At 52.6% G+C, this 21,686-nt stretch carries 12 protein-coding genes, 2 tRNA genes and 1 other RNA gene; 13 read left to right on the top strand and 2 right to left on the bottom strand.

Features of this window, described 5'->3' with window-relative positions; translation table 11 throughout:
• Nucleotides 1-13: 13 nt before the first annotated feature.
• Nucleotides 14-1,930 (top strand): EAL domain-containing protein, encoded by a 1,917-nt coding sequence (locus KDX31_18130; protein UTW03218.1) that lies wholly within the window; start codon nt 14-16, stop codon nt 1,928-1,930.
• A 53-nt stretch (nt 1,931-1,983) separates the two neighbouring features.
• On the top strand, nt 1,984-3,483 hold the full coding sequence (locus KDX31_18125; protein ID UTW03217.1) for a YifB family Mg chelatase-like AAA ATPase: 1,500 nt from the start codon (nt 1,984-1,986) through the stop codon (nt 3,481-3,483).
• On the opposite strand, the gene KDX31_18120 is transcribed toward KDX31_18125, so the two are convergent.
• Entirely contained in the window at nt 3,455-5,197 is a 1,743-nt protein-coding gene (locus KDX31_18120) for an EAL domain-containing protein (protein UTW03216.1), read from the bottom strand. The genes KDX31_18125 and KDX31_18120 overlap by 29 nt on opposite strands.
• A 261-nt stretch (nt 5,198-5,458) precedes the next feature.
• On the opposite strand from KDX31_18120, the gene rep reads away from it, so the two are divergent.
• The gene (rep, locus tag KDX31_18115) at nt 5,459-7,474 is read left to right on the top strand and encodes a DNA helicase Rep (protein UTW03215.1); all 2,016 of its coding nucleotides are present in this window, start codon (nt 5,459-5,461) and stop codon (nt 7,472-7,474) included.
• A 66-nt stretch (nt 7,475-7,540) separates the two neighbouring features.
• Here the strand turns inward: rep and KDX31_18110 are convergent, their stop codons facing one another.
• A complete protein-coding gene (locus tag KDX31_18110) occupies nt 7,541-7,963 on the bottom strand; it encodes a cytochrome c5 family protein (GenBank protein UTW03214.1) in 423 nt (140 codons plus the stop codon).
• A gap of 416 nt (nt 7,964-8,379) precedes the next feature.
• Between KDX31_18110 and KDX31_18105 the strand changes: the two genes are divergently transcribed.
• From KDX31_18105 to KDX31_18060, 10 genes are all read left to right on the top strand, one after another.
• Nucleotides 8,380-10,506, top strand: a complete 2,127-nt coding sequence (locus KDX31_18105) for an EAL domain-containing protein (GenBank protein UTW03213.1) — start codon at nt 8,380-8,382, stop codon at nt 10,504-10,506.
• Between the two features lie 115 nt (nt 10,507-10,621).
• Nucleotides 10,622-10,698 (top strand) — tRNA-Arg (locus KDX31_18100).
• A gap of 47 nt (nt 10,699-10,745) precedes the next feature.
• A non-coding RNA gene (locus KDX31_18095) (RtT sRNA) lies at nt 10,746-10,868 on the top strand.
• Nucleotides 10,868-10,943, top strand: a tRNA-Thr gene (locus KDX31_18090). The genes KDX31_18095 and KDX31_18090 overlap by 1 nt, the downstream gene beginning before the upstream one ends.
• 284 nt (nt 10,944-11,227) lie before the next feature.
• On the top strand, nt 11,228-12,472 hold the full coding sequence (locus tag KDX31_18085) for a L,D-transpeptidase family protein (GenBank protein ID UTW03212.1): 1,245 nt from the start codon (nt 11,228-11,230) through the stop codon (nt 12,470-12,472).
• Between the two features lie 107 nt (nt 12,473-12,579).
• The gene (locus tag KDX31_18080; protein UTW03211.1) at nt 12,580-13,125 is read left to right on the top strand and encodes a DUF882 domain-containing protein; all 546 of its coding nucleotides are present in this window, start codon (nt 12,580-12,582) and stop codon (nt 13,123-13,125) included.
• A 775-nt stretch (nt 13,126-13,900) separates the two neighbouring features.
• Nucleotides 13,901-17,251 carry a transglutaminase family protein gene (locus tag KDX31_18075; GenBank protein UTW03210.1) on the top strand — a complete coding sequence of 1,117 codons (3,351 nt, stop codon included), beginning with the start codon at nt 13,901-13,903 and terminating at the stop codon, nt 17,249-17,251.
• Nucleotides 17,252-17,302: 51 nt separating this feature from the next.
• Complete coding sequence (locus KDX31_18070; protein UTW03209.1) at nt 17,303-19,861, top strand: circularly permuted type 2 ATP-grasp protein; 2,559 nt, start codon at nt 17,303-17,305, stop codon at nt 19,859-19,861.
• Nucleotides 19,858-20,754, top strand: coding sequence for a transglutaminase family protein (locus tag KDX31_18065; protein UTW03208.1), 897 nt, complete (start codon nt 19,858-19,860; stop codon nt 20,752-20,754). Before KDX31_18070 ends, KDX31_18065 begins: the two co-directional genes overlap by 4 nt.
• An 81-nt stretch (nt 20,755-20,835) precedes the next feature.
• Nucleotides 20,836-21,648 carry a transglutaminase family protein gene (locus KDX31_18060; GenBank protein UTW03207.1) on the top strand — a complete coding sequence of 271 codons (813 nt, stop codon included), beginning with the start codon at nt 20,836-20,838 and terminating at the stop codon, nt 21,646-21,648.
• Nucleotides 21,649-21,686: the final 38 nt, after the last annotated feature.

The raw sequence follows: 21,686 nt of genomic DNA, 5'->3' as shown, positions 1-21,686 counted from the left end.
CCAAGGAAACCCTATGCATCAGCCTATGTATGCCTGCATCCTGCCTGATCTGAGTTATCAGTTTGCTACTCAGGAATATCTTGGCATGCTCGGCTGGCAGGGCGAGGTGAGCGGCGTGTCGTTGTCTCGGGTTCATTCTGAGGCGGCGCTGTTTGAGTTGCGCCATGGGATGATGCTCGCCCGTTCACAGGGTACCGCCACACTCTCCTGGCAGCCTTTTGCTGAAAATCACAATCTCTGGTTGCAGCTGGAGATCTGCTGGAACCCGGTCGCCGGCCTGTATATTGTCAATGCCATGCGAACAGGACAGGCGGCGGGGCGGATACTTGCCCAGAATCCCGAGCATGGTTTGTTTGACTATACCCCTCAGGCGGTTATGTTGCTGGATGGCGATAACCGGATCTATCGGGTAAACCCCGGTTTTTCAGAAATTACCGGCTTCTCCTTTGAGGATGTTGTTGGCCAGGGGCCGGGAATTGTGACTAACCGGGAGATCTCTGCGGAAATGTTCGATCATCTGTGGCAGCAACTGATGCACAGGGGATTCTGGGAAGGGGAGTTGTGGAACCGGCATAAAGATGGCCGTAGTTATCCGGCCTGGTACTCCCTGATGGCGCAACGGGACGAGAGCGGGGAGATCGATGGCTTTGTTGCTCAGTTTTCCGATATCAGCAGCTCCTATGGCGACCAGAACCGCTATAGCCATGCCAGCTATGACGCCCTGACCGGGTTGCCGGATGAGTATACGCTGCTGGATCAGCTCAATCAGCAACTCCTGAGAGATAGCCTGGGGCACCGGGGACGGGGACTTATCTTGTTACAGCTGGAAAGTAGTGAGGGGGAATCTGCGCAGCTTATGACAGCGCTTGCAGCCCGGCTCAGTGCTCAGGTGCGGGAAAGCGATCTGTTAGCGGTGGATCAGGAGCATAATTTTGTTTTTATTCTGGAAGACTGTCCCGATGAGATGACGCTTGAGCAGTTTGCTGAGCGGGTGACCGCGGTGCTTCAGGAGCCGGTCGATGTCGATGGCCAGACGTTAGGGTTTGATCATGCTATGGGCGGCGTACTGGTAGAGAGTGGCGGGATCAGTGCTGAACTGATGCTGGACCGGGCCCGGCTGGTGTTGCGCACCCTGGACAGTCATAACGGCTTTCGCCTCTATGATGCTTCACTGGGAAGTGGAACCGTGCTCAGTCGGGATACCCTGAGTCAGGCCGTGTCAGAGGGCTGGTTGCAGCTAAGGTTTAATCCGGTTTACTCTCTGCAGGGGCATCATCTTGCTGCGGCAGAGGTTTCGCTGACGCTGAGTCATCCGCAGCAGGGGATCCTGTCACCGGAGCAGTTTATTCCTCAGTTATCCCGTTATGGATTACTGCAGGATTATCACCAGCAGCTGGAGCGTCAGTTATTGCCGCTGATCAGCCTCTGGAGTGGCTTTGAACAGTTTCATAATCTTTGTATCCGATTACAGGATGAGGAACTTTTCTCTGCGGAAGTCATTGAGCATCTGATTCGGCAGATGGTGAAGGCCGGAATACCACCGCAGCGTTTGATGGTTATTTTGAGTTTCGTTCAGCTGCAGTTGTTTCCTGATGAAATTGAAGAGCTTAAAGCCCATGGTGTACTGATTTTGCTGGATCCGCAGAAGTACTCGCTGGGGCGCTTATCAGCGCAGTTGTTTCCCGATATGTTGCTGCTGAACGCAGGCCTTGTGGAGCAGCAGATGCGTGATGACCGGTCTGTCCGGGATGTCGAAGCGCTGATCTCAATGGCGCGGGACAATGATCTGGAAGTGATGGCTGAGGGGGTCCGCACCACAGGCCAGATGACCCGGCTCACGCAGCAGGGCTGTCTGCGGATGAGTGGTAAATATGTCGGACGTGAGCTGACACTGGAACAGCTGATCGAACGGTTAGATCTGGAGCACTGAATAAAGGCCTTGGTATAACAACCTTTTAAACCCATATCCATGGATGGATTCGTATGGCACTGGCAATCGTTTACACCCGGGCTCAGCTCGGTATTCAATCCCCACCGGTTGCGGTGGAGGTTCATCTTTCGGGCGGTCTGCCCAGTTTCTCAATCGTTGGAATGCCGGAAACCGGTGTCAAGGAGAGTCGCGAACGGGTGCGAAGCTCGCTGCTGAATTGCGGTTTTGAGTTTCCGGCCCGGCGGATCACGGTTAATCTGGCACCTGCCGATCTGCCTAAAGAGGGGGGACGGTATGATCTGGCGATAGCGATCGGCATTCTGATTGCCAGTGGTCAGCTGCCGCAAAACTGTGCAGAACCTTTTGAGTTCTTAGCTGAACTGGCTCTGTCGGGTGATCTGCGCCCGGTATCCGGGGTGTTGCCGGTGGCGCTTAGCTGTCGGAATGCTAAACGTAGCCTGTGGGTCGCCAGTGATAATGCTCAGGAAGCGGGATTGGTAACCGGGCTGGGGTTATTTGCTGCCCGGTCGCTACTGGAGGTCAGTAACCATCTGGCGGCTGCCGCCCTGATCTCTCCGGTCATCGCTGCAGAGCGACAGGTTGAGGACTTTGGCGGATCTGATATGTCTGATGTCAGAGGCCAGTATCAGGCTAAACGCGCGCTTGAGATCGCTGCCGGAGGGGGGCATAACCTGCTGCTCTGTGGGCCACCGGGCAGCGGCAAAAGCATGCTGGCCAGCCGCTTGCCCGGGATTCTGCCGTCGCTGGATCCGGATGAGCGTCTGGAGATTGCGGCAATCTATTCCATTGCGGGTATAAAAGAGAAAAGCCTGTTTGCCGGAATTCGTCCTTTTCGCACCCCGCATCATACCGCATCAGCCGTTGCACTGGTGGGCGGCGGCAGTAATCCAAGGCCCGGAGAGATCTCCCTGGCCCATCAGGGGGTGTTGTTTCTTGATGAGCTACCCGAATATAGCCGGCAGGTACTGGAGGTGATGCGTGAGCCACTGGAGTCGGGCGTGATTAATATATCCCGGGCCGCGCTGCAAACCAGTTTTCCCGCCCGGTTCCAGCTCATCGCTGCGATGAATCCTTGCCCCTGTGGTTATCGTGGGGATCAGAGCGGCCGTTGCCGCTGTACGCCGGATCAGGTTCAACGCTATCAGGCGCGTATTTCTGGTCCGCTGTTGGATCGTATCGACTTGCAGAGTTGGGTCCCGGGGCTGACCCCGGAACAGTTGATGGGGCCGGCCGAAACCAGCGAAAACAGTATAGCGATCAGGGCGCGGGTGGTCAGTGCCCGGGCAATCCAGCAGCAACGTCAGGGGTGCATCAACGATCAGCTGAATGTTAAAGGGCTGGAGCAATATTGCCAACTCGGGCCGGAGCAGGAACGCTTGCTGATGCAGGCGATGACGAAGATGGGATTATCGGCCCGGGCAACCCATCGGGTGTTAAAGGTGTCGCGAACCATCGCCGATCTGCAGGGGGAATCTGAGATCAGTAGCGCAGCCTTGCTGGAGGCTATAGGTTTACGGCGCTCTCCGTTGTGAGCTGATAACCGTGTTGCAGCAGGTCTTTGAACTCAGCGAATGGCACCGGTTTGCTGTAGAGATAGCCCTGAGCCTGATGGCAGCCAAAGCTGGCGAGGAAGCTGAGTTGCTGAGCCGTCTCAACCCCTTCAGCGATAATCTCCTTATTCAGGCTGAGGGCCAGACGGATAAGGGCTTTGACAATCTCCCGGTCGTCAGGGTTATTGTTGTGTATGCCGGAGACAAATGAACGATCAATTTTCAGGCTGCTGATGGGCAGTTTCTGTAACAGCGAAAATGACGAGTAGCCGGTGCCGAAGTCGTCCAGTGAGAAGTTGATACCCAGCTTATGTAATTCCTCGATCCCTTCACGGACATGCAGCTCGTTATTAAACAGGGCGGACTCTGTCAGTTCAAACTCCAGTATAGAGGTGTCGATAGCGTACTTTTCTATTAATCGCTGGATCGTCCGGCAGAGATAACTATCCTGAAATTGCCTGAAAGACAGGTTGATACTCAGGCGTTTAATCTCCAGTCCGCTGGCCTGTAGTCGCTGGATATCCTCCCCTGCCTGCTGAATCACCCAGTAGCCGATCGGCACAATCAGACCGGTACGCTCGGCGGTAGGAATAAACAGGTCCGGATATATCAGCCCTTTTTCCGGGTGGCGCCAGCGAATCAGTCCCTCTGCGCCAATAATTTTTCCAGACAGAATATCAATCCGGGGCTGATAGAAAAGCTCAAATTCGTTACGGCGGATAGCGTTGATCAGGTCCGATTCAATGGCAACATGGGAATCATTGGAAAGGCTGTTTTTGTTATCGAAGATTATATAGCTGCAGCTGCTTGTCTCTTTCGCCTTTACCCTTGCCTGAGTGGCCTGGTTGATCAGCGTATCAGGTTCACAGCTGTGTTGCGGGGCCAGCGCTGCGCCGATGCTGCAGGGCAGAATGACTTCCAGATCATTGTAGTTATAGGGGTCGGTCAGCCGGTGGAGCAGTTGAATGCAGAGCTGGGTTGTTTGATGGGTGAGGCTGGCATCGACGGGCGCCTCCAGCAGCATAATAAACTCATCATTGCCCTGTCGCGAAATCAGCCCCGGGGCCAGTTCAGAGAGTCGCTTACTCATCTCTTTAACGACGATGTCGCCGGCTGAATAGCCATTAATATTGTTGAACCGCCTGAAACCATCCAGGTCAATACTGATCAGGGCGAAATGTTTCGAGGGTTCTCCTTTTCGCAGCAGCTTGAGTCGTTCTGACAGCTCTTTATAAAACTGCTGCCGGTTGATCATCCCCGTTAACGGATCTTGCTGATTGAGCCGTTCAATCTCGGAATCGTACTGACGAACTTTAAGGTTGTAACGCAGCACCCGTTGTAAAACGTCATCGGTCAGTCTGGCTGTGGATATATAGTCGCTGGCCCGCCAGAGCATCGATTCGTCAATGCGTTCAGCGTTCAGCTCCTGATCAAAAAGAATGACCGGAATATGAGGGTACTGCTGGCGAAGGTAGTGTAGTTCGGAGAGCGCGTTTGTATCGGTAAAGCAGGTGTGCAGGAAAATCAGATCGATATCTGTGTGTTCTAACCGCTCGGAGGTCTGGTCAAAGCTGCATTGCTGAATGCAGCATTGCTGCTGTTGCAGTCGTTTGACTATCTCCGAAGTATCTACGCCGCAACTATCTACAATCAGACATTCTATGCACGCTGGACCGCTGGAAGCTACAGATAACATATCGAATTTACTAGAGAGTAAACAGCCATGTTTATTCCCAATTGTTTTCTACTGATAAGACAATTCATTCCATGCGATAATTGTCCCCCTGTAAGCCTTTTAAGAGTAGCACGTCAATTTCCATAGTAAAACAAATGTTTAAGTATTTTTTGTTTAAAAAACAATTGATTATGGTGCTTTTGACGGTTTTTTACAGTGAGTTAACGTTACTTTATCGGCCGGGCACGGACAAAACTTTAGCAGTCAGAGTAAGTATTTAAAATGTCGAGACTTAATCCGAAGCAGCGTGAAGCTGTGGACTACATCAGCGGGCCGATGCTCGTTCTCGCAGGGGCCGGTTCGGGTAAAACCAGTGTTATTACCCGTAAGATCGCTTATCTGATTGAGACCTGCGGTATTAAAGCACATAACATCGCTGCCGTGACGTTTACCAATAAAGCGTCCCGGGAGATGAAAGAGCGCGTCAATGCGCTGGTGAAAGGTAATGCCACCCGGGGGCTGACCGTGTCTACCTTTCACAATCTCGGTTTGAATATTATTCGTAAAGAGCATAAAACGCTGGGCTTCAAAGCGGGATTCTCTTTGTTTGATGATCAGGACAGTAAGGCGTTGCTGAAAAGTTTGTTGTTACATCACAATGAAGAGACGGATCAACTGGACTTTATTCAGAGCACCATCTCAAACTGGAAGAACGATATGCTGGGGCCGGAACAGGCGCTGGCGAAAGCTGAAGGCCCCGCAGATGTCCTGGCGGCCAGAGCGTATGAGTCCTATCAGAAGAGCCTGAAAGCCTATAATGCCGTGGACTTTGATGATCTGATTCTGTTGCCGGTGCAACTGTTCCTGAATCACGGAGATATTCTCGAACGCTGGCAGCAGAAGATTCGTTACCTGTTAGTGGATGAGTATCAGGATACCAACATCACCCAGTATCTGCTGGTTAAAATGCTGGTGGGTACACGGGGGATGCTGACGGTGGTGGGCGATGATGATCAGTCTATCTATTCGTGGCGTGGTGCCCGGCCGGAAAATCTGGTGCAGTTACAGCACGACTTTCCGTCACTGAAAGTAGTCAAGCTTGAGCAGAATTACCGCTCGACCGGACGTATTCTTAAGGCCGCAAACACCGTGATCTCGAATAACCCTCACGTGTTCGACAAAACACTTTGGAGTGATATGGGGTTCGGTGATCCGATCCGGGTGGTGTTCACCCGTAATGAAGATGCGGAGTGTGATCGCATCGCCACCGAGATTCTGGACCTGCATCTGCGCAAGCGTTATCAGTTCAAAGATTTTGCCATTCTTTATCGGGGGAACCATCAGGCCCGCCTGCTGGAACTGAAACTGCAAAGCTATCAGGTACCCTATAAGCTGAGTGGCGGCACTTCATTTTTTGCCCGGGCAGAGATTAAAGACATCATGTCTTACATGAAGGTGCTGGTGAATCCGGACGACGATAACGCGTTCCTGAGAATCATTAATCTGCCACGCCGTGAGATCGGTCATACGACACTGCAGGGGTTGGGAGAGTATGCCTCTGAGCGGCATTGCAGTCTGTTCAATGCCTGTAGTGAGCTGGGCCTGGAGCAGGTGTTAAAGCCGGCGCAGGTTGAACGGTTACAGCGCTTTAAGAACTGGCTGGAAGGGATCTATCAGCAGTGTGAACGGGGTGATCCTATCGATGCTATTCGGAAGATGATAGAGGATATTGATTTTGCCGGCTGGATCGCTCAGAACAGTTCCGGTGAAGCGGTTGCTGATCGGCGGATGCAGAATGTCTGGATACTGGTTGATTCACTGCGTAATACGCTGGAGCGTTTGCGGGAGGATGATCCCGAGGCGGGTATCAGGGAGGCTATCGCCCGACTCGTGCTGATGGATATTATGGAACGACAGGAAGAGGAAGATGACTCTGACCGGGTACAGTTGATGACACTCCATGCATCCAAGGGGCTGGAGTTTAATCATGTCTACCTGATGGGGATGGAGGAGGAGATTCTGCCCCATCGCAACAGTATCGAGAATGGTGATATTGAAGAGGAGCGGCGGCTGGCCTATGTGGGAATTACCCGGGCTAAGCAGACGCTGACGATGACGCTGGCGCGTAAACGTAAACAGTTTGGTGAGCTGATCGATTGTCAGCCAAGCCGTTTTCTTGATGAGCTGCCTGAAGATGACCTGACCTTTGAAGGCCGGGGAGAGGTTTGTGAAGTGACCAATAAAGCGCGGGGTAATGCTACTCTGAGCGGTCTGCGGGGCTTGCTGGACGATCTTTGATTAATACCGTTATAAAAAAGGCCGCTGATGCGGCCTTTTTATCGGGTTTAGTTCGCTTCGTTAAGCTTACTTGGCACTGTCGACCATATACTCAACGGCGGCTTTTATCTCTTCGTCAGAACAGGTGCCGCAGGTGCCGCGTGGTGGCATAGCGTTGAAACCGTTCAGGGCGCTGTTCAGCAATGTATCCATGCCTTTAGCACCGCGGTCAGCCCAGTCACTGGTGCCAAACTTTGGCGCATCCAGTACGCCGGAGGCGTGGCATGCGGCGCAGCTGGCAGTGTAAACATCTGACCCGGAACGTGCACCGGCAGCGGCAGCAGGGGCAGCTGCACCACCACAGTCATCGCCTTCTACGCAGACAGAACCCACTTTTTGAAGACGCTCTGCAATAGCAGCGTTATCAGTGTTGGCTATAGCCGAGGTGGCCAGAAAACCCAGTGCTACAGCAAACAGGGCAGAAATAGCTTTGGCAGCAAATTTACTCACAGTCACGACCTCATCATCGCTAATTTTAGAAAAAGGTAGCTGTCGGGATGCCCTCTATGGGGCTGTTACAGCGTCTATAAATTATTATTCGGCCGGGATTATAGCGGTAAATAGGCACAACGAAAATGGGTGATGCTATTATCAGGACTAAATAATTAGTCAGCCGACAGCTGAAAACGCGACGAATGAAATCGGTTGTTATCATTTTGGGCAGTTAAAATGCGACTGTTGTTGCCTACGGAAGACGTTGGCGTTATTTTGTAGCGTTACAATTCAAGATTCTAATTCCCTTGCAGGACTGTGAGCCAGTCAGTTGTCGCATGATTTAAATACCGTAAAAGGATTTATTATGGTAACTGATAGTCTTTTTTATCTGTTGGTCTGTATCGAAGGCGCGGATTCGCAGGGATGTTCTGGTGAGTAAGCGTCCGATATTGTCTGTTACCGGCAGACTGCACCGTTTATTTGTGACTTCGGTTGCCGTGGTCCTGCTGATTACGGGGCTGGTGGTAATGAGTGTCGAGTTTTATAACCATCGCCGTCATTTGGTTGACAGAGCCCATGTTTTTTCAGGGCTGACCTCTCCCCAGCTTGCTCATGTCGTCATGACAGAGTCTCCGATGCTGGCGACCCTGTTGCTGGAAAGTTATTTCTCTGAACCCAATCTGCTGGGGATATATGTTTATCGGAATGATGGTTCTGAGCTGGTTAAACTGACTAAGCCGGGACTGGTCCAATCGCTGCCCACACCCTCCCTGCGACTTCGGGCTCAGCTTGAAAGCGCCTATAAAATCGATTTTGAACTACTCGAATACAGCGTTCCCTTAAGAGTGGAAGGTGAGCTGGTGGGGCAGCTCTATCTGCAATATGGGCTGGCTGCAGTCAAAAGGCAGATGCTTATCTATCTGCTGTTTGGTACCGCGCTGTATTGCTTCTCTCTGTTGGGGGTTTCTCTGCTCTCCAAGCGAATACAGCGTGGGATTTCGGAGCCTGTGGATAAAATTATAGATGCAATGGAGCAGGTTACCTTACATCAGAATTTCGCCCTGAAAATCCCTGAAGACGATAAGTCGGGTGAACTTCATGCCCTGATAAGTGGTTTTAACCGTATGCTGGGGCAGATAAACCGCAACGCAAAGGAGTTAAAGTCTCACCAGGCAACGATTGAGCAGCACGTGTACTTTGATCCACTGACCGGACTGGCGAATCGCCGGCTGTTAATGCAGAGCATGGAGCATGAGGTGATACGGGCAAAGCGGTCTGAACAGATCGGTGCACTGTTATATATGGATCTGGACCATTTTAAAGCGATCAATGATTCACTGGGACATAGTGTCGGTGATGCCGTGCTGAACAGTGTGTCGGCGCGTATACGCAAAGCGATAAGGGAGGCAGACACGCCAGCCAGGCTGGGGGGGGATGAATTTGTTGTATTACTACCTGACCTGGGAACCAGCGAGTCCACTGCCAGCCATAATGCCCTGAGTGTCGCGGAAAAGGTTCGGCAGTCTATCTCTTCGGTTCATCAGATTGACGGACGGGCATTACAGGTGACCCCCAGCATCGGTATCGCCCTGTTTGATGGAGAGAATGACGAGTTTGAAAACCTGATTATGCAGGCTGATCTGGCGATGTATCGGGCTAAAGAGGAGGGGCGCAACCGGGTACAGTTTTTTCTCGAGCAGATGCAGCATAGTGCCGATCATCGTCAACAGGTTGAGGCAAGCCTTCGACAAGCGATTGATAAAAACATGCTGTATATCTGTTATCAGCCATTGGTTCGGGGGAGTGGAAAAATTGTCGGTGCCGAAGCGCTGGTTCGCTGGTCAGATGGCGAGAAGGGGCCGGTTAACCCCGCGGCATTTATTCCGATTGCCGAGATGACGGACCTGATCTGCTGCTTAGGTCAGTGGGTGCTTGCTGAGGTCTGCAAGCAGATGGCTGCCTGGGAGGCGCAGGGAAAGAAACTGGTGGTGTCGGTGAACATCAGTCCGCGGGAGTTCCAGCAGAATGATTTCGTCGAGCAGGTTCAGGAGATTGTACTCAGCAGCGGTGTCAGGGCTGAGTATCTGGTATTTGAGCTGACAGAGGGCGTCCTGTTCAACAATATTGAAGCGGTGCGCTTAAAAATGGAGCGGCTTTCCCGACTGGGTATCCGTTTTGCACTCGATGACTTCGGTACCGGATATTCTTCGTTACAGTATCTGAAACAGCTGCCGCTGAGTACCCTGAAAATTGATCAGTCGTTCGTGCAGGATATAACGACCGACAGCAATGATGCGGCGATTGTGTCAACGATTATAGCGATGGCCCGTACCCTGGGTATTGATGTGGTTGCTGAAGGGGTTGAAAAGAAGGAACAGCTGGAATTTCTGGAACATTGGGGCTGTCAGCTGTTTCAGGGGTTTTATTTCAGCCGGGCGGTGAAGGCCAGGCGGATGGCCAGCCTGATACCTCCTGCAGGAAAGGAGCAGTTGCGGGAAGCGCAGATTATCTCTTTCGACCAGCATCGGTTCAGTGATGTGAACTGTGACTATAATTAAGTTACTTCGGCACAGAAATGCCGCTCTGACTGAATCAGTGAAAAATCTATTTTAGCAATAGACAGTACTCCGTTAGATCGGTAATATACCGCCCTCGTCATATCTGATGAATTGCGCGCCTGTAGCTCAGCTGGATAGAGTAGCAGGTTCCGATCCTGTTGGTCGGGGGTTCGAATCCCTCCAGGCGCGCCACTTTATAGATAGTTCTGCTATCTATATATACGCAAAACACTCTGCTCCGGGCACCAACACCTGGAGGGTGAGAATCCCCGATGGGGTTTGAGCCGAGTGAAGCGAGACAACGAAGCGTAGCGACGGCCCGAAGGGCGAGGCTAAGCCGAGTAATCCCGCTAAGCACAGTGCCGCTATAGCTCAGCTGGTAGAGCAACTGACTTGTAATCAGTAGGTCCCGAGTTCGACTCTTGGTGGCGGCACCATTTCTCCCCTTTTTTCTCTGTGATCTTCTCATGCTGTTACCAGAGGGTTGTGTCTTAGCTGACGCGTTCCTGGGAATGCCAGATACACTGTATTCGTTTCTCTCGCCCGAAGTCAGCAGGTCCCAAGCCTGGCGCTTTGTGTCGGCACGATTGCTAGTTCCCGCTCGCTTAAAATGACACAAATATCTTTGAACTGAAGCGCCATTTTTTGATTTTTGCTCTTTTTGGGTCTGTACTGAACAGGCGACAGGTTTTTATCGTGGTTAAAACCTGAAGGAGTGAATATGGGAGGTATCAGCCGGCTCGTATGTTTCTGTGCATACCTCAGTTTTTGTGTCGGTACTGCTGCGTCTGCAGTGGAGCACCCGGCTATTTATTCGGCATTGCTGCATCAGAATCAACCAGCGCCTGAAAGCCATTTTAAGAGTCTGGATAGTGCAATTAACTACTACCATGAATTGAATCGTCATGGGCCCTGGCCGCGTCTTGAAAAAGGCCCCTTATTGCGTCAGGGAGATCGTCACCCTCAGGTTGTTATTCTGCGTCAGCAATTAATGTTACTGGGCGATTATGGGCGACTGACGCTGGTAACCCGCGATGAGCAGTACTTCGATCAGGCGCTGGATGAGGCGTTGAAGCGGTTCCAGTCTCGTCATGGCGCAATAACGGATGGTATTCTGGGGCCTGAAAGTCGCCGCTTTCTGAATATAACACCGGCCGAACGAATTGATCAGTTAACGCTGAATCAGTATCGCATCAGGCAGTTCAGTGAACATGCCGGCGGACGCTATATCCAGGTTAATATACCGGAGTTCCGTCTGCGCCTGGTCGATCAGGGTGATGTTGTACTACAGATGAAAACCATTGTTGGCCGTCAGAAACGCAAGACCCCGGTATTCACAACAGCGATCAAAGGGCTGATTATGAATCCTTCCTGGACGGTGCCTAAAAGTATCGGCTGGAAAGATATTATTCCCGCATGGCAGGCTGATCCGGACTATCTGAGTCGAAAACACCTTAATGTGGCTCAGGGCCGCGGCGCGCAACGGGTCTTATTACCCAGTAACGAAGTAGACCCTCAGTCGATGTATCGGGGCGGCGAAGACCGTTATTTCTGGGAGGCCCCCGGAGAGGGAAATACTCTGGGAAGGCTCAAGTTTATGTCTCACAGTCCCTATGCGGTTTATCTTCATGATACATCGGCCCATAGTCTGTTTAATAAGGAACGTCGCGACCTGAGTTCGGGGTGTATCAGGGTTGAACGGGCTGAAGAACTCGCTCAATATCTATTGCAGCTGGATAGCCCGGGAAAGCTACCGTTGCTGCAACAAGGGCTGATGACAGAAGAAACCCAGGCAATATATCTTCGTCATCCACTGCCGGTGCATATGACCTACTGGACCGCATGGCTAGACGCTCAGGGAATGCTGAATTTTCGCCACGATATTTACCGTCGGGATGATTGGGAGCGTGATCAGCTTGTCTCAACCGCTCAGGCGGGGGGTTCAATATCGTGGCGTATTGATTAAAAACTGTACAGTTGTGCGTAATTAATAGATAATCGCTGTTCAATTTTTAAACGATGTAACTAATTTCCTACCTTATGACACATATGAAACATTCGCGCAGGCAGTTTTTGCGCAAAATCGCACTGTTATCTGCGGGTGCAGCTCTTTCTCCAAATGCTTTAGCCAGGAATACGATACCGGAATCGGGCAGCATCATGCCGCTCTCCGATATGTCCTTGTCGTTTAATAACCTGCATACCGGGGAAAAGCTGAACGCTACTTTCTTCTGTAATGGTAAGTTTATCCCCGACAGTATGGAGGCTATCTGCCACCTGTTGAGAGATCATCGTAATGATAAAGTCGGTGATATGTCACCTGAACTGATGGTCTTACTGCATGACCTGCAGCAGAAGCTGGGGGTTGATAAGCCCGTTGAAGTGATTTCTGGTTACCGCTCACCGGAGACGAATGCAATGTTGAGCCAGCGTAGCGGTCAGGTCGCGAAAAAAAGTCTGCACATGCAGGGTCAGGCGATCGATATTCGTATACCGGGAGTTCACCTGATGGACCTGCACCGGGCTGCCCGGCAGATGAACCGCGGTGGTGTAGGACTCTATACCCGCAGTAAATTTGTCCATCTGGATACCGGCAGACCCCGTTTTTGGGGGAGCTGACAGTATAAACAGAGTCGCTTAGTTAAACCCGGACGCTCCATTTATGCTGCTGTAGCCGGTCAATAGCAGCAGGAGCTGAGTTTCCGCTTCCGGGTTTACCCTGCTGTGCCGATCCTCGTAATAGGGTCGATAAGTCTCTGCCGTTAATCTGATCAGATTAACTCAGTTGTATCACCACTGTTTACAACGCGGTTCTTTGACGTAGTTACGACAACCTCGTCATCTACGCGTAGATCCATATCCCTGCAAACCACGGCGACACTATCGCCGCGCCGCATATTCTTCAGAGATGATTACCGTTTAAGTCTTTGTTAAAGGGAGGTTACCGTCGTGCCTAAAACAGGTTAATCTGTGGACTGTCTTTACAGAATTGAAGCTATCCTCTTTCTATTAAATAGCTATCGCTGGCCTGTTTATTGCTCTACCTTGTAGATAGCTCAAACCTTAGCTGTTCATGCGCTGTTTGGGGGCAAGGTTTCTGAGTGATGGAGATTTGGCTGCATTAGTCAGGGATGAGATGCTTTATTGTGGTGCGCAGCAGCGGTGAGACAGGGCGGTAATCGGATTTATAGGTTCAACCTGTCAGTGTTAATCAAAGAGCACTGCGATAAAAGTCATTATATTTGTCATATTGAACAGCGATGATGGGGGGACTCAGAGCTTAATAATCTCTGGCTGACAGATCTGAAGCAGTCTGACCAGTATCTGTTCCGCCCGGTCATAATTACTTTTGCTTTATCCAGAATAGGTTTTATATCGATCTACGGGGTACCGAATGGCCATACGAACCGCAATCCACCATATTACTGAATATCGCTTCGACAAAGCGGTAAAGATGTCCCCGCACACTATCAGGCTGCGGCCTGCGGCTCACAGCCGGACACCGATTAAAGCGTACTCATTGAAAATAAGTCCGGAAAACCACTTTATTAACTGGCAGCAGGATCCTTTTGGTAATTTCCTGGCCCGCTTGGTGTTCCCTGAAAAGAGTGACCATCTGCGTGTTGAGGTGGAAGTCATCGCCGATATGACGGTGATTAATCCGTTTGATTTCTTCCTCGAAGAGTATGCGGAGAAGTTCCCGTTTACCTATGAAAAGGAGTTGCTCTCCGAGCTCAAACCCTATCTTGAGATCGTTGATGACGGACCGTTAATTCAGGAATGGGTCCGTTCTGTACCCCGTGAACCGATGCCGACCAATGACTTTCTGGTCTATTTGAATCAGCGTCTGGAAAGTGCAATTGATTATAATATCCGCATGGAACCGGGGGTTCAGACCAGCGAAGAAACGCTGGAACTGAAACGCGGTTCCTGCCGGGATACGGCCTGGCTGCTGGTGCAGGTCTTGCGTCACCTGGGACTGGCTGCACGGTTTGCGTCCGGTTATCTGGTACAACTGGTCGCGGATGTTAAAGCGCTGGACGGACCGTCGGGGACGGATAAAGATTTCACCGATTTGCACGCCTGGTGTGAGGTGTTTATTCCGGGTGCTGGCTGGATTGGTCTGGATCCGACCTCCGGGCTGTTTGCCGGTGAGGGACATATTCCACTCGCCTGTACCCCTTCGCCACGCTCTGCTGCGCCGATCGCGGGTGGTATTGATCCCTGCGAAGTGGAATTCGCCTTCAGCAATGAAGTTACCCGGATACATGAAGATCCGCGGGTAACCAAGCCTTATACAGAACAACAGTGGCAATGCATTGAAGCGTTGGGTGCTGCGGTTGATCAGCAGCTGATCGATCAGGATGTGCGTCTGACCATGGGCGGAGAACCGACCTTTGTATCAATCGATGATATGGACGGAGCTCAGTGGAATACTGAAGCACTGGGCGAAGATAAACTCCGGCTGGCAAAAGACCTGTTGCTCCGATTGCGGGAAAAATTTGCGCCTGGCGGGCTACTGCATTATGGCCAGGGTAAATGGTACCCCGGAGAGGAGGTGCCCCGCTGGGCGCTGGGTTGTTTCTGGCGTACCGATGGTCAGCCTCTGTGGCGGGATTCCAGGCTGCTGGCGCGGGTTGACAAAGACTATGGCGTGACCCGCAAAACGGCGAAGAAATTTGCTCAACTGCTGGCCGAAAAAGCGGGCTTACCCTCCCGGCGGGTTATCCCTGCCTATGAAGACTCACTCTACTATCTCTGGAAAGAACAGAGCCTGCCGGAAAATGTTGATCCGCGTAAAGCTGACCTGAAAGATGATCTGGAACGTAAGAAACTGGCGCAACTGCTGTCGCAGGATCTGGGCAAGCCAGTTGGCTACTGTTTGCCGCTGGGCTGGAATTATGACACCCAGCATTGGCGTTCAAGCCCGTGGCCGCTTCGCCGTGATACGCTAACACTGATTCCGGGTGACTCTCCTGTCGGGCTGCGCTTACCGTTGAATTCGTTACCCCTGATGACCGATGAAGAGCTGCATCGGGAGCATGCACGTGATCCGTTTGCCCCCGTTGAGGCATTACCGGATGCTGGTGTGAGTGCGGCGCTTGCCAGTGCAGATGGGTCTGAATCTGAGCCGGTCGATAAAGCCACCACACCTGTGGAAGTGGTGCGCACGACGTTGTGTATTGAACCGCGGAACGGTTGCCTCTATCTGTTTTTGCCGCCGCTGGAGCATCTGGAACACTACATTGCCCTGATTGAGCTGATCGAAGATACCGCAGCAGAGTTTGACTTGCCGGTGGTGATAGAAGGCTATGAAGCGCCCAAAGATGAACGGATCCGATGTTTTAAAGTGACCCCTGATCCCGGTGTTATCGAAGTGAATATTCACCCTTCGGATAACTGGCGTGACCTGTCAGATAATACCCAGATGCTCTATGAAGAGGCACGTTTGTCACGGCTTGGGGCTGAGAAGTTTATGCTTGATGGTCGCCATACCGGCACCGGTGGCGGTAACCATATCACGCTGGGCGCGGCAACCGCTGCCGACAGTCCATTCCTGCGCCGTCCTGACCTGTTGCGCAGCTTTGTAACCTACTGGCAGCACCATCCAGGGCTGTCCTATCTGTTCTCCGGTATGTTTATTGGCCCTACCAGTCAGGCGCCCCGGGTCGATGAGGGTCGGGAAGAGATGCTCTACGAGCTGGAAACCGCCTTCGATCTGATGCCTGAAGGCATCGTTGATCAGCCCTGGCTGATTGACCGGCTGATGCGTAACCTGCTGGTGGATATTACCGGTAATACCCATCGTTCAGAGTTCTGTATCGATAAGCTTTATTCTCCGGGTCTGTCATCGGGACGTCAGGGGCTGCTCGAATTTCGCGGCTTTGAGATGCCACCGCATCCGCAGATGGCGTTGGTGCAGGCGCTGCTGATTCGCTGCCTGATGGCGCGTTTCTGGCAAGACCCCTATAAGAAACCGCTGGTGCGCTGGGGTACGGATCTGCACGACCGGTTTATGATGCCGCATTATGTCTGGGCAGATATCCGCGAGGTTGTTAAGGATCTGCAGGAGCATGGTATACCGTTCCAGCAGGAGTGGCTGGCACCCTTTGAGGAGTTTCGCTTCCCCCACTATGGCAGCGTCAATATTGATGATGTGCGGATTGAGTTGCGCTGGGCGATCGAACCCTGGCATGTGCTGGGAGAAGAAGTGGGTAGTTTTGGTACCGCGCGCTTTGTTGACTCATCGGTTGAGCGTTTGCAGATCAGAGTGGAGGGCCTGACCCCGGATCGCTATGTGCTGGCCTGTAATGGTCGTCGTATACCGCTGCGTTCTACCGGTCGTCAGGGCGAGTTTGTTGCCGCTGTGCGCTACAAAGCCTGGGCTCCGCAGTCGGCACTGCATCCCACTATCGGGGTTCATTCGCCGCTGATATTCGATCTGATCGATACCTGGAATGGACAAACCATCGGCGGGTGTAGCTACCATGTGGTGCATCCGGGTGGCCGCAGTTATGAAACGTTCCCGATTAACGCGTTCGAAGCCGAGTCCCGGCGTATCAATCGCTTTGGTGACACTGAGCATACGCCGACGCCACCGGCCACCACCCATATGCCGGAATTTTCCGGGATCCGCGAGTTTTTTGCCAATAATGCGCCACCACGGGCGATGGCGCCACCTGCGGAAATGCCGACCAATGAGTATCCGCATACTCTGGATCTGCGCAGGCAGATGGAAACGTAGCAAAGTCGTGGCATACTATGCAGCCTGAAATAACTTTGGTGCCGATAGCTGATGGAAAGACGAGCCGCAGAATCCCCTGATGGGTTGCAGTATTCACCCGCAGGCTCTGGATACGATGAGGTCTATGGCGATCAGTCGCAGATCCAGGCGCATTGGCAATATCTGCTTGACGGACTGAAGACTCTGGGTGTCCAGGGCATTCGTGATCGTCAGCTAAAGGCTGAGCGTATTCTGCGTGATGATGGCGCGACCTATAACAGCGGCTCGCCATCGGCTGCCACCTGGCAACTCGATCCGGTACCCGCCCTTATCTCCAGTGAAGAGTGGGCCGGTATTGAAGCGGGTCTGCAGGAGCGTGCCGAGCTGTTGGATCTGGTACTCAAGGATATCTATGGTAACCGTGACCTGATTCGTCTTGGCATCTTACCGCCAGAGTTGCTTTACAGTCATGGCGGCTTTCTGCGTGCCTGTGACGGGCTGTCCCTGCCGGGAGAGCATCAGTTGGTGATGCATGCCACCGATATGGTGCGTGATCATACCGGGCGTATGCAGGTGATTGGTGATCGTACCCAGGCACCCAGTGGTTCCGGTTATGCGCTGGAGAACCGCACAGTGATGTCCCGGGTGCTGCCATCGCTGTTCCGTGACAGTCATGTGCACCGGCTATCACTGTTCTTCCAGTCGTTACGCCTGAAGCTTAACAGTCTGGCCAGTTCGATTACCAATGAGCAACCGCGAATCGTTATTCTGACGCCGGGCTCCTATAACGAAACCTATTTCGAGCATACCTATCTCGCCAACTACCTTGGCTTCCCGCTGGTTCAGGGGAGTGATCTTCGGGTCAGTAAGGGATATCTGTGGATGAAGTCACTGGGAGGGCTGGAGCGGGTTGACGTGGTGCTGCGCCGGGTTGATGATTTTTACTGTGATCCGGTAGAACTTAAAAGTGATTCCCGTCTGGGGGTGCCCGGCTTGCTCGAAGTGGTTCGCGCAGGGCGGGTGATAGTCGCCAACCCGATGGGTTCAGGTTTTTTAGAAAATCCTGCGTTGCTGCGTTATCTGCCGCAGATTGCCAGTCACTTTCTGGGGCGTGAGCCGCAGCTATCGTCGGTAACAACCTACTGGTGCGGAGACCCTCAGGACCTGACCTATGTGATTGAGAATATCAGTCGTCTGGTGATTAAGAGCTGCTTCCGTAAACCGTCTGATCAGAGTGTGTTTGGTTCGACGCTTGATGAGACCCAGCGTCAGGCTCTGATCGATAAGATCCGCAAGGAGCCGTTAAAGTTTGTCGCTCAGGAGTATATTCGCCCCTCCACGGCTCCCTCATGGAGAGATAATCAGTTGTTGCCCCGGCCCTCTGTTCTGCGGGGCTATTCGGTGGCAACCAGCTCCTCTTACAATGTTATGCCGGGCGGACTGACCCGGGTGGGTAATCTGGCTGACAGCCTTAACCTGAGCAATCTCAGAGGGGCGATCAGTAAGGACACCTGGATACTCGCATCTGAGCCTGAAAAACAGGTCTCTTTGCTGGAGCAGCGGCCTCTGCCTGCCCCGGTTAAGACCCAGATGCAGCCGCGGATTTCGTTTCCCTGTCGGGTTGTCGAGAATCTATACTGGATGGGACGCTATGCTGTCCGGGCTGAGTCCGCACTGAGACTGCTCAGAACCGTGTTTGTCCAGCTTAACAGTACCTACCATATGCCTGCTGAGACCCGTAAGGTGCTGCTGCAGGCGGTGACCCAGCTGACCACCACCTACCCAGGTTTTGTCGTCCCTGATGAGTCGGCCTCTGTACAGCCCGAAGCGGAGTTGCTGTCGGTGGTGCTGGATGGCAAGCGCGCCGGTAGTGTTACCGCTAACCTGAACTCGCTGCTGGAGTGCTCGGATCAGGTACGGGAGATGCTGTCAGCGGATACCCAGAGGGTGATTAATGATCTTCGGGATGAACTGAATGGTCTGGCCGATTCCCTTAAGCAGGGACTGACTGCCGCCCCTGAAGAAGCACTGGATCCACTGGTCACAACATTGCTGGCGCTGTCCGGATTATGGCAGGAAAGTATGGTGCGGGGCCTGGGATGGCGCTTTATCGATATGGGGCTGCGGGTTGAGAAAGCCCTTCAGGGGGTGTCTCTGATTCGCTCCTCTCTGGTGACTGTATTACCCGAATATCAGCAGTTGCAGGTACTTGAATCAATACTGCTCAGCTCCGAAGTACTGATTACGTTCCGCCGCCGTGATCATTCCGGCAGTGATATGGCGCAGGGACTGGAACTGCTGTTGCATGACAGCAGCAACCCACGCTCAGTGTTTTATCAGGTTGATCAGCTACGCCGACATCTTGAAGTATTACCTTCGGCCGTGCATGGCGCAGGTCTGGCAGAAGAGGATCGCTGCATGCTCGAAGCGTCTTCAGCCATTCAGTTGAGTACACTTGATGCGCTGGTGGCAGAGGATAATAAAACCAAAACCCGCGCTGCGCTTGATCAGTTGCTGGCCCGTTTGCAGTATCTGCTGCAGGAAACATCGAACCAGATTAGTACCAAATACTTTGATCAGGTCAAGGTGCACCAACAACTTGTGCGCACCGATTGGGATGAAGAATTATGATCTATCGCATTCGGCATATCACCCATTACGAATATGAAAAGCCGGTGACGCTGTGCTACAACCGGGCCTACCTGTTGCCAAGGGATACTGAGTATCAGAGCTGCACCGATAGCCGGATTCAGATATACCCCGCGTATACTCTGGGGCAGCAGCGCACCGATTATTTTGGCAATAAAGCGTACTTCTTCTCACTGGAACAGCCTCATCAGGAACTGAAGATCGATGTCACCACCGATATTCGGGTGCATGAGAGTAAATATGCCCGGGAGTGCGAGCTTAATCTCGATTTTGGCAATACCTGTGGTCAGGCGCTGGTCGCACTGCAGGAAAGCCGGGAACTGGCGGTACTGGAAGCGCGGGAGTTCGTGCTCAATTCACCGATGATCAAAACCGCTGCCGGGTTGCGTGAATATGCCCGTTCATCATTCACCAGCAATCGCCCCCTGCTCTCGGCTGTACGCGAGCTGACACAGCGAATCTATACTGATTTTACCTACGACCCTGAGTCCACCAGTATCGCAACACCACTCGATGAGGTGCTGCGTAACAAACGTGGCGTCTGTCAGGATTTTGCTCATCTGGCGATTGGCTGTCTGCGCTCTCTGGGGTTTCCAGCCCGCTATGTCAGTGGTTATCTGGAAACACTGCCGCCACCGGGACAGGAAAAACTGGTCGGCAGTGATGCCTCCCACGCATGGTTTGCAGTTTTCTCCCCGGGGGAGGGCTGGTTTGAGTTTGATCCGACCAATAACAATATGCCGGCAGAGCACCATATCACCACCGCCTGGGGACGTGATTATGGTGATGTTTCCCCCTTGAAAGGGGTGTTTTTTGATGGTGGAAAGAGTCAGAAACTCACCGTGTCTGTCGATGTGAGCAGGCTGAAAAACTAGGGTTGCCCGTTATCACCCCGGCCGTTGGCGGGGGTGATCATTCAGCGAAGAATTCGCCTATTCAACCGCAAGGATATTCTGATGTGGTTACAAACGAGCTGTGATCTTTTCTTCGATATCTCAATACCGACCCCTTTTGTGCTGATGTTACGACCCCGCAGTGGTGCCCTTCAGTGGATCGCCAGTGAAGAGTATAAGATCGTCCCGAGTGTTCCGGTTTTTGAGTTTACCGATACCTACGGCAACCTGTGTCAGCGGCTGGTGGCTCCGGTGGGGAACTTCTCTATTCATACGACCTCCAGAGTGATGATCGCCGATACCCTGGACCGGGCCCCCGGAGCTCCGTTTGTCGAGGTGCAGTATCTGCCCGATGCGGTACTCAGTTATCTTCTGCCCAGCCGCTATTGTGAGTCAGACCGGTTCGGCCAGATGGCCAGTCAGATCACTGCGGATTGTTTGCCGGGTTATGATCAGGTCGCTGCCATTGAGAGCTGGTTACGGAATACGTTTCGCTATGAGCCCGGCGTCAGCGATCTGCTGCTCTCTGCCCAGGAGGTGAATCTCCTGCCTGCCGGTGTATGCCGGGATCTGGCGCATCTGGGAATCGCATTGTGCCGAAGCCTGTGTATTCCTGCACGGATGGTGGTTGGCTATCTGCATGACCTTTATCCGATGGATCTGCATGCCTGGTTTGAAGCCTATGTGGGTGGTCGCTGGTATACCTTTGATGCCACGCAGCACGATTTGTACGAGACCTTTCGTAAAGGCGGCTATGTGACACTGGGCTATGGCCGGGACGCTGCCGATGTAGCAATTTTTAACCAGTATGGTCCGGCGGTATTTCCGACGGAGCAGCGCGTGAGTGTGCAACTTTGCGCCAGTGAAAGCGCCTGATCTGCGCTTCTCAGCTGTCGTTATAACCCCTGAAAGTC

It is taken from the genome of Amphritea atlantica (assembly GCA_024397875.1).
GTDB lineage: Bacteria > Pseudomonadota > Gammaproteobacteria > Pseudomonadales > Balneatricaceae > Amphritea > Amphritea atlantica_B.
This window is presented reverse-complemented; position numbering and strand designations above follow the sequence as displayed.

Bases quoted from the DNA above. Each gene is read 5' to 3' on its own strand.
- KDX31_18130 (UTW03218.1), top strand. From the start codon at position 14: ATGCATCAGCCTATGTATGCCTGCATCCTGCCTGATCTGAGTTATCAG.
- KDX31_18125 (UTW03217.1), top strand. From the start codon at position 1,984: ATGGCACTGGCAATCGTTTACACCCGGGCTCAGCTCGGTATTCAATCC.
- KDX31_18120 (UTW03216.1), bottom strand. From the start codon at position 5,197: ATGTTATCTGTAGCTTCCAGCGGTCCAGCGTGCATAGAATGTCTGATT.
- rep (UTW03215.1), top strand. From the start codon at position 5,459: ATGTCGAGACTTAATCCGAAGCAGCGTGAAGCTGTGGACTACATCAGC.
- KDX31_18085 (UTW03212.1), top strand. From the start codon at position 11,228: ATGGGAGGTATCAGCCGGCTCGTATGTTTCTGTGCATACCTCAGTTTT.
- KDX31_18075 (UTW03210.1), top strand. From the start codon at position 13,901: ATGGCCATACGAACCGCAATCCACCATATTACTGAATATCGCTTCGAC.
- KDX31_18070 (UTW03209.1), top strand. From the start codon at position 17,303: ATGGAAAGACGAGCCGCAGAATCCCCTGATGGGTTGCAGTATTCACCC.
- KDX31_18065 (UTW03208.1), top strand. From the start codon at position 19,858: ATGATCTATCGCATTCGGCATATCACCCATTACGAATATGAAAAGCCG.
- KDX31_18060 (UTW03207.1), top strand. From the start codon at position 20,836: ATGTGGTTACAAACGAGCTGTGATCTTTTCTTCGATATCTCAATACCG.